The 6435-nt window shown below is 61.7% G+C and carries 8 protein-coding genes; 6 read left to right on the top strand and 2 right to left on the bottom strand.

The window, feature by feature from the left end:
• The 4 genes from JWP26_RS15290 to JWP26_RS15275 form a co-directional block, all read left to right on the top strand.
• Window positions 1–560 (top strand): ABC transporter permease (locus JWP26_RS15290; RefSeq protein ID WP_299729430.1); only part of this gene is annotated, 560 nt, incomplete at its 5' end.
• 3 nt (window positions 561–563) lie between these two features.
• Complete coding sequence (locus tag JWP26_RS15285) at window positions 564–1451, top strand: ABC transporter permease (protein ID WP_299729427.1); 888 nt, start codon at window positions 564–566, stop codon at window positions 1449–1451.
• Window positions 1448–2257 (top strand): ABC transporter ATP-binding protein, encoded by an 810-nt coding sequence (locus tag JWP26_RS15280; protein ID WP_299729424.1) that lies wholly within the window; start codon window positions 1448–1450, stop codon window positions 2255–2257. Before JWP26_RS15285 ends, JWP26_RS15280 begins: the two co-directional genes overlap by 4 nt.
• Window positions 2254–3156 carry an ABC transporter ATP-binding protein gene (locus JWP26_RS15275; RefSeq protein ID WP_299729421.1) on the top strand — a complete coding sequence of 301 codons (903 nt, stop codon included), beginning with the start codon at window positions 2254–2256 and terminating at the stop codon, window positions 3154–3156. The genes JWP26_RS15280 and JWP26_RS15275 overlap by 4 nt, the downstream gene beginning before the upstream one ends.
• Here the strand turns inward: JWP26_RS15275 and JWP26_RS15270 are convergent, their stop codons facing one another.
• The gene (locus JWP26_RS15270; RefSeq protein ID WP_299729418.1) at window positions 3157–3720 is read right to left on the bottom strand and encodes a dihydrofolate reductase family protein; all 564 of its coding nucleotides are present in this window, start codon (window positions 3718–3720) and stop codon (window positions 3157–3159) included.
• A gap of 29 nt (window positions 3721–3749) precedes the next feature.
• Window positions 3750–4478 (bottom strand): NlpC/P60 family protein, encoded by a 729-nt coding sequence (locus tag JWP26_RS15265; RefSeq protein ID WP_299729415.1) that lies wholly within the window; start codon window positions 4476–4478, stop codon window positions 3750–3752.
• A gap of 612 nt (window positions 4479–5090) precedes the next feature.
• Here JWP26_RS15265 and cysD point away from each other — a divergent pair.
• Entirely contained in the window at window positions 5091–5999 is a 909-nt protein-coding gene (cysD, locus tag JWP26_RS15260; RefSeq protein ID WP_299729412.1) for a sulfate adenylyltransferase subunit CysD, read from the top strand.
• Window position 6000: 1 nt separating this feature from the next.
• Window positions 6001–6435, top strand: a 435-nt coding sequence (locus tag JWP26_RS15255; protein WP_299729409.1) for a GTP-binding protein, incomplete at its 3' end; no start/stop codon positions are given.

Genomic DNA, 6435 nt, shown 5'->3' with positions numbered 1-6435 from the left:
CGATCTTTTCCAGTTCCGTGCCCGCCGTGGTCATCTCGCTGACCATGCTGTTTGTCTTCGGCTACAGCCTGCACTGGTTTCCGAACGGTTATGCCGCCGATCCGATGCTCGATCCAGCTTTTGGCTGGGACTATATCTCCAGCGTTATCCATCACGGAGCGCTGCCCATGTTTACCATGGTGATAGTGCTCACCGGCGGGTTCGCCGTGACCATGCGCAACAACATGATCAACCTGCTCGGCGACGACTACATCGTCATGGGCCGCGCCAAGGGGCTCAGCGACAACCAGGTCATGCTCTGGTACGCCGCCCGTAACGCGCTGCTGCCCACTGTGTCGGCCCTGGCTATATCCGTTGGCGCGATATTGGGCGGCTCGCTGGTGACCGAGGTGGTGTTCAACTATCCGGGCCTGGGCAATATGCTGTATCAGGCCATCCTTGCTCGCGATTATCCGGTGATCCAGGGGCAGTTGCTGATCATGACCGCGGCCATGCTGGTCGCCAACTTCGTCGTCGATCTGAGCTATGTGCTGCTCGATCCACGCCTGAAAAAGGCCTGACCGATGCAGCTCTTTTCCCAACTTTTGCAGAACAAAAAGGCCCTAGTGGGCGTCATCATTCTTGCCGTCATCGTTCTCGTCGCCATCTTCGCGCCGTTCCTGAGCGAGTATAGCCCCACCCAGCGCGTCGGCCGCCCACATCAGCCGCCATCGCTCGAGCACTGGCTCGGCACCACCCGGCTCGGCCATGATGTGTTCACCCGCCTGATCTATGGCGCGCGCGTGTCGCTGGCTGTCGGCTTTGGGGCAGGCCTGATGATCACCCTGGTCGGCACGGTGCTGGGCATCATCGCCGGCTACAAGGGTGGCGTGATCGACGAGATCATCAACTTCTTCACCAATCTGGTGCTGGTCATCCCGAACCTGCCGCTGCTGCTGGTGATCGCCGCCTTTGTCGGTCAGGCCAGCCCGCCGGTCATCGCTGTCATTCTGGGGCTCACATCCTGGGCCTGGGGCGTGCGCGTCACCCGCTCGGAAACGCTGTCGATCCGCCAGCGCGACTACGTGAAATCCGCCGAAATGCTGGGTGAGCCGAGCTGGCGCATCATGGCCTTCGAGATTTTCCCGAACCTAATCTCCATCGTCGGCATCAACTTCATCGGCAGTGTCATCTTCGCCGTCATCAGTGAGGCAACGCTCGAATTCCTCGGGCTAGGCGACCCCAACACGGTCTCCTGGGGCATCATGCTCTACAATGCCCAGAACGCTTCGGCCCTGTCCGTCGGCGCGTGGTGGGATCTCCTGTCACCGTGTTTTGCGCTGGCTTTGCTGGGCCTGGGCCTCGCCCTAATCAATTTCGCCATCGACGAAGTTGCCAATCCGCGCCTACGCACCGGCGGCATGCTGGGCCGCTGGACCCGAATGGTCCGCGCCGGGGAGGGCAAGCTATGAGCGTCCTCTCGGTGCGCAATCTGTCCATCGACTATGTGGGGGCGAAAACCGTCTTCCGTGCCGTCAAGGACGTCAGCTTCGATATCGCGCCGGGCGAATTCTTTGGCCTCGCCGGGGAGTCGGGTTGCGGCAAATCCACCATCGCCTTCGCCATCGGCCGCCTGCATCGCCCGCCGGCGCTGATCCGCACAGGCAGCCAGATCCTGGTCGACGGCCGCGACGTGCTCGAACTCGATGACGCCGAACTGCGCAGTTTCCGCTGGCGCGAGGTGGCGATGGTGTTCCAGAGCGCGATGAACTCGCTCAATCCGGTGCTGACCATCGAGGACCAGTTCTACGACGTGCTCAACACCCATACGGGCATGTCGCGATCGGCGGCTCGGGAGCGAGCGGCCGAGCTGCTCGGTCTGGTGGACATTCCGACCGATTGGTTGTCGGCGTATCCGCATCAGCTCTCCGGCGGCATGCGCCAGCGCATCGTCATCGCCATTTGCCTCGCGCTCAAACCCAAGCTCATCATCATGGACGAGCCGACCACCGCGCTCGACGTGGTGGTGCAGCGCGAAATCCTGCAGCGCATCCACAAGCTGCGCCAAGAGTTGGGCTTCTCGGTGCTGTTCATCACCCACGACCTGGCCCTGATGGTGCAGGTGAGCGACCGCATCGGCATCATGCTCGAGGGCGAACTGGTAGAAGTGAACGACGCGCAGACGATCTATCGCTCACCAGCCCACGACTACACGCGAAAACTCTGGGCTTCGATGCCGCGACTGCGTGGCGCGCAGATCGCGCAGGATGCAAAATGAGCGATACCGCGCCCATCATCGCCCTCGATAATGTCTCGAAAATCTTCGGCCGCGCCGATGCCCGCGTCTATGCAGCGCGCTCAATCTCGTTTGCCCTCCATCCCGGCCGCACCCTTGCGCTAGTGGGAGAGTCCGGGTCCGGCAAGACCACCGCCGCCCGCCTGATCATGCGCGAATACAGGCCTGACGAAGGTCGCCTGCTGTTCCGCGGCACCCCGGTCGGCAATGACAGTCTCAAGGCCTATCGCGCCTCGGTGCAAATGGTGTTTCAGGACCCGTTTTCGTCCCTCAATCCGACCCATACGGTTCGCTATCACCTCGAGCGCCCGTTACGCCTGCATCAGCCAGGGCTCGGTTCGGCCCAACGGCAGGCGGCCATTTCGGAGTTGCTCACCCGGGTCAAGCTCGACCCCACCTTGATTGCCAGCAAGTATCCCCACGAGCTGTCCGGCGGCCAGCGCCAGCGCATCAGCATCGCACGCGCCCTGGCGGTCAATCCCGAGGTGATCATTGCCGACGAGCCGACCTCCATGCTCGACGTGTCAGTGCGCCTGGGTATCCTGAACCTGCTCAACGAGATGAAGCGCCAGCTGAAACTGGCGGTGCTCTACATCACCCACGATATTGCCACCGCCCGCTACGTGGCCGAGGACATCATGGTCATGTATGCGGGCCAGATCGTCGAATGGGGGGCCACCGAAAGCGTGCTGGGCAATCCGCAGCATCCCTATACGCGGCTGTTGCTCTCTGCCGTTCCCGATCCAGACCGTCGCTTCGCCGACGCTCAGTTCGAGGACGAGCTCGGCCATATCGATGAAATCCGCCGGCAGTCAGCCATCGCGCAATCCGACGTGCGCGAGGTTGGGCCGAACCACTTCATCCGCCCGATGCCCGCCTAGTTAGCGGCGCAGTTCATACCGCATCGCCACGGCTCCAGAACTCAATTGCTGCTGGCCCACGAGCTTCAGGTCGACGGGTTTCGACAGTCCCGCGAACGGCGTCGGCCCACGCCCCGCCAGCCGCGGATGCACCAGAAATTCGTACTCGTCGATCAGTCCCAGCTCGGCTAGGGCCAGGGGCAGCATCACACCAGCCACATAGAGGCCATTGCCGGATTCCTGTTTCAACTGGCGGACGGTCTCCTCCAGGCGGTCACCCCGGATAAGCTCCGCATTCCAGTCGACGGTCTCCAGCGTGTCCGACACGACGTACTTCTTGGCCGCGTTGATGGTCCGCGCGAACGGCCGCATCCATTCGACCATCCCGTCGGGCCAGATCTCCGTTTCCGCCGGTTTCCGGAAAGCACCCTGCATCATCTCGTACATGACGCGGCCGAAAATCAGCGCGTCGGCCTGTTCGATGATCCGGGCAGAGTAGTGATGCATCTCCTGGTCCGGATCGACGGCATTGTGATCGACGCAGCCGTCGAGAGTGACATTGATCGAATACCGAAGCGGACGCATTGTCGGCGGGCCTCCCTGTTGGTCTGCGGTCAGATCCGTCTATAGGCAGTCGGCTCACCGCTACCGCGAGCCACGGTGCGGGCGATAGCCTCGGCCAGTGGTTCGATGACCACGGCCATGTGGGTGGCATTGGCATGCACGATGTCGGTCGCACTGGTCAAGATCGCCACATGGCCGCGCCAGAAGACGAGGTCGCCGCGCCGCAAGGTCTCCACTGGCTCGCCCATTGCGGCCTGCTGGTCGCTGTCACGCGGGCAGGCTTGGCCGCTGGCGTAAAACGCCTGTTGCACCAACCCGGAACAATCGAGCCCCAGGCTCTCGCGCCCACCCCACTGGTATGGCGCGCCGACGAAGCGCTGGGCGACCCCAACGTAGTCCGTCTCAGGCTGGCCGATGGGCGCGAGGTGCTCCTCGACGAACCAGCCGCCCGCCGTCTTGATGAAACGACCGTCCTTTCCTTCCGCGGTAAGCAGCGCGTTCATCGAATAGAGCCCTATGGGCGCAGCCTTTATGCTGGGCGCGCTGAAGCCGTAGGTACGCAGCGCCCGCACCGTGTGGGTCGGGGCAGTCGTCTGCCCGATCAGCGTCGCGGTCTCGACATAGCCGACATAGCCGTCGCGTTTCGCCTGCCCGAAGGCCCAGCCATCAGCCTCGTCCAGCACCTCGAACAGCTCGCCGAATAGCAACTGGTCAAGTTGCTCGGCATCGCGTGAGGGCGCACGGCGCAGGGCGGAAGAGGGGGTGTTCGTCTGTCGCATGGTCGTGTCGACATAGCGAGTAGCCGTAATGATCCCTTCCAGGGACCGGGCGGCAATCCCGTCGCGGGCCAAGGTCAAACGGGGATCAGGCAAAGCAGGCCCTCAGCGCGGTGCTGAGGACGCGGGTGCCTTGCGCCTCTGCGCGCGGCCGGCTTGCTATGGAATAGAGGTCGCACATATCGAGACGTTAGCTTGACCACCACGTTCTGTCACCACAGAACCCCTTCGGATTTCAACACCTGACCTGAAATCAGGTTCTCTGCTTCGAACCCTCGCAGACGCCAAGTATTCCGACCCATGTCCTCTGCTGCGTCCAGAGTCACTTCAAGGCCGCAAGCCAGTAAGTTGATTTAGTTTGTAGATTTAAAGTTCCCACGACGTGAAACTTTTTTTCTAACTGCGGTTCGAACGACGTTTGCAGGACACTCTAGTGCGGGGCTGCGTGGATAATTCGGCCACGTTCGCGCCTCGGCTTGGTGCATTATTCTGAACGCCCCGCGGGTGCTGGCCGAAAGGCCAGTTTAGCCTTGCTCACCGGGCCTTCCGCGCCTAACCACCAAGGCCGAAGGCGCTCGTGACCAGTGAGCGAAAAGTTCAGCCGGGGATGGCCAATTGACGTCCGACAAAATGACCCACCTGCGCGCGCTCGAGGCCGAGAGCATCGAAATCATGCGCGAGGTCGCTGCCAGTTTTGAGCGGCCCGTGATGATGTATTCGATCGGCAAGGATTCTAGCGTCCTGCTGCATCTGGCGCGCAAGGCGTTCTTTCCCAGCAAGATTCCGTTCCCGCTACTGCATATCAATACGACTTGGAAATTCCACGAGATGATCGCCTTCCGCGACCGGATGGCCGAGCAGTATGGGTTTGACCTGATCAGCCACACCAATCCCGAAGGGTTGGCGCAGGGTATCAATCCATTCGATCATGGTTCGTCGCGCTTCACCGATATCATGAAGACACAGGCACTGCGGCAGGCACTCAATGCCGGGCGCTATGATGCGGCTATTGGCGGCGCCCGCCGTGACGAGGAAAAGAGCCGCGCCAAGGAGCGGGTGTTTTCCCACCGCAATGCCCAGCATGCCTGGGACCCCAAGAACCAGCGGCCCGAGCTTTGGCGCGTGTTCAATACCCGCCTCAATCCGGGCGAGAGCATGCGGGTGTTCCCGATCTCGAACTGGACCGAGCTGGATATCTGGACCTACATCTATTCGGAAAATATCGAGATTCCGTCGCTGTATTTCGCCCGCCGGCGGCCGGTGGTCGAGCGAAGCGGCACGTTGATCATGATCGACGACGATCGCTTCCGCTTCGAGCCCGGCGAAAGGCCGCATGACGATGTGGTGCGCTTTCGCACGCTTGGCGATTATCCGCTCACTGGCGCCATTCGTTCGACCGCCGCCGATCTGCCTTCGATCATCATGGAAATGCAGGCCAGCCGAACCTCCGAACGCGAGGGGCGACTGATCGACAGCGACTCCGTGGGGTCGATGGAGAAGAAGAAGCAGGAAGGCTATTTCTGAGATGACGCTCTCGATGGCAACGCCGGATACCGATCTCGACCTGTGGCTCAGCCAGCAGACCGACAAGTCGCTGCTGCGGTTTTTGACCTGCGGCAGCGTTGACGACGGCAAATCCACGCTGATCGGCCGCTTGCTCTATGACAGCCAGTTGATCCTCGACGACCAGTTGGCCAGCCTCAAGAAGGAAAGCCGTAACCGCACCACGGGCGACGAAGGCATCGATTTTTCGCTGCTGGTGGATGGACTTGTCGCCGAGCGCGAGCAGGGCATCACCATTGACGTCGCCTATCGCTTCTTCTCGACGGACAAGCGCAAATTCATCGTTGCCGATACGCCGGGCCATGAGCAGTATACGCGCAACATGGCGACCGGCGCCTCTAATGCTGAGCTGGCATTGGTGCTGGTCGATGCGCGAAAAGGTCTGCTGACGCAGACG

Source organism: Devosia sp. (genome assembly GCF_028290435.1).
Lineage (GTDB): Bacteria > Pseudomonadota > Alphaproteobacteria > Rhizobiales > Devosiaceae > Devosia.
This window is presented reverse-complemented; position numbering and strand designations above follow the sequence as displayed.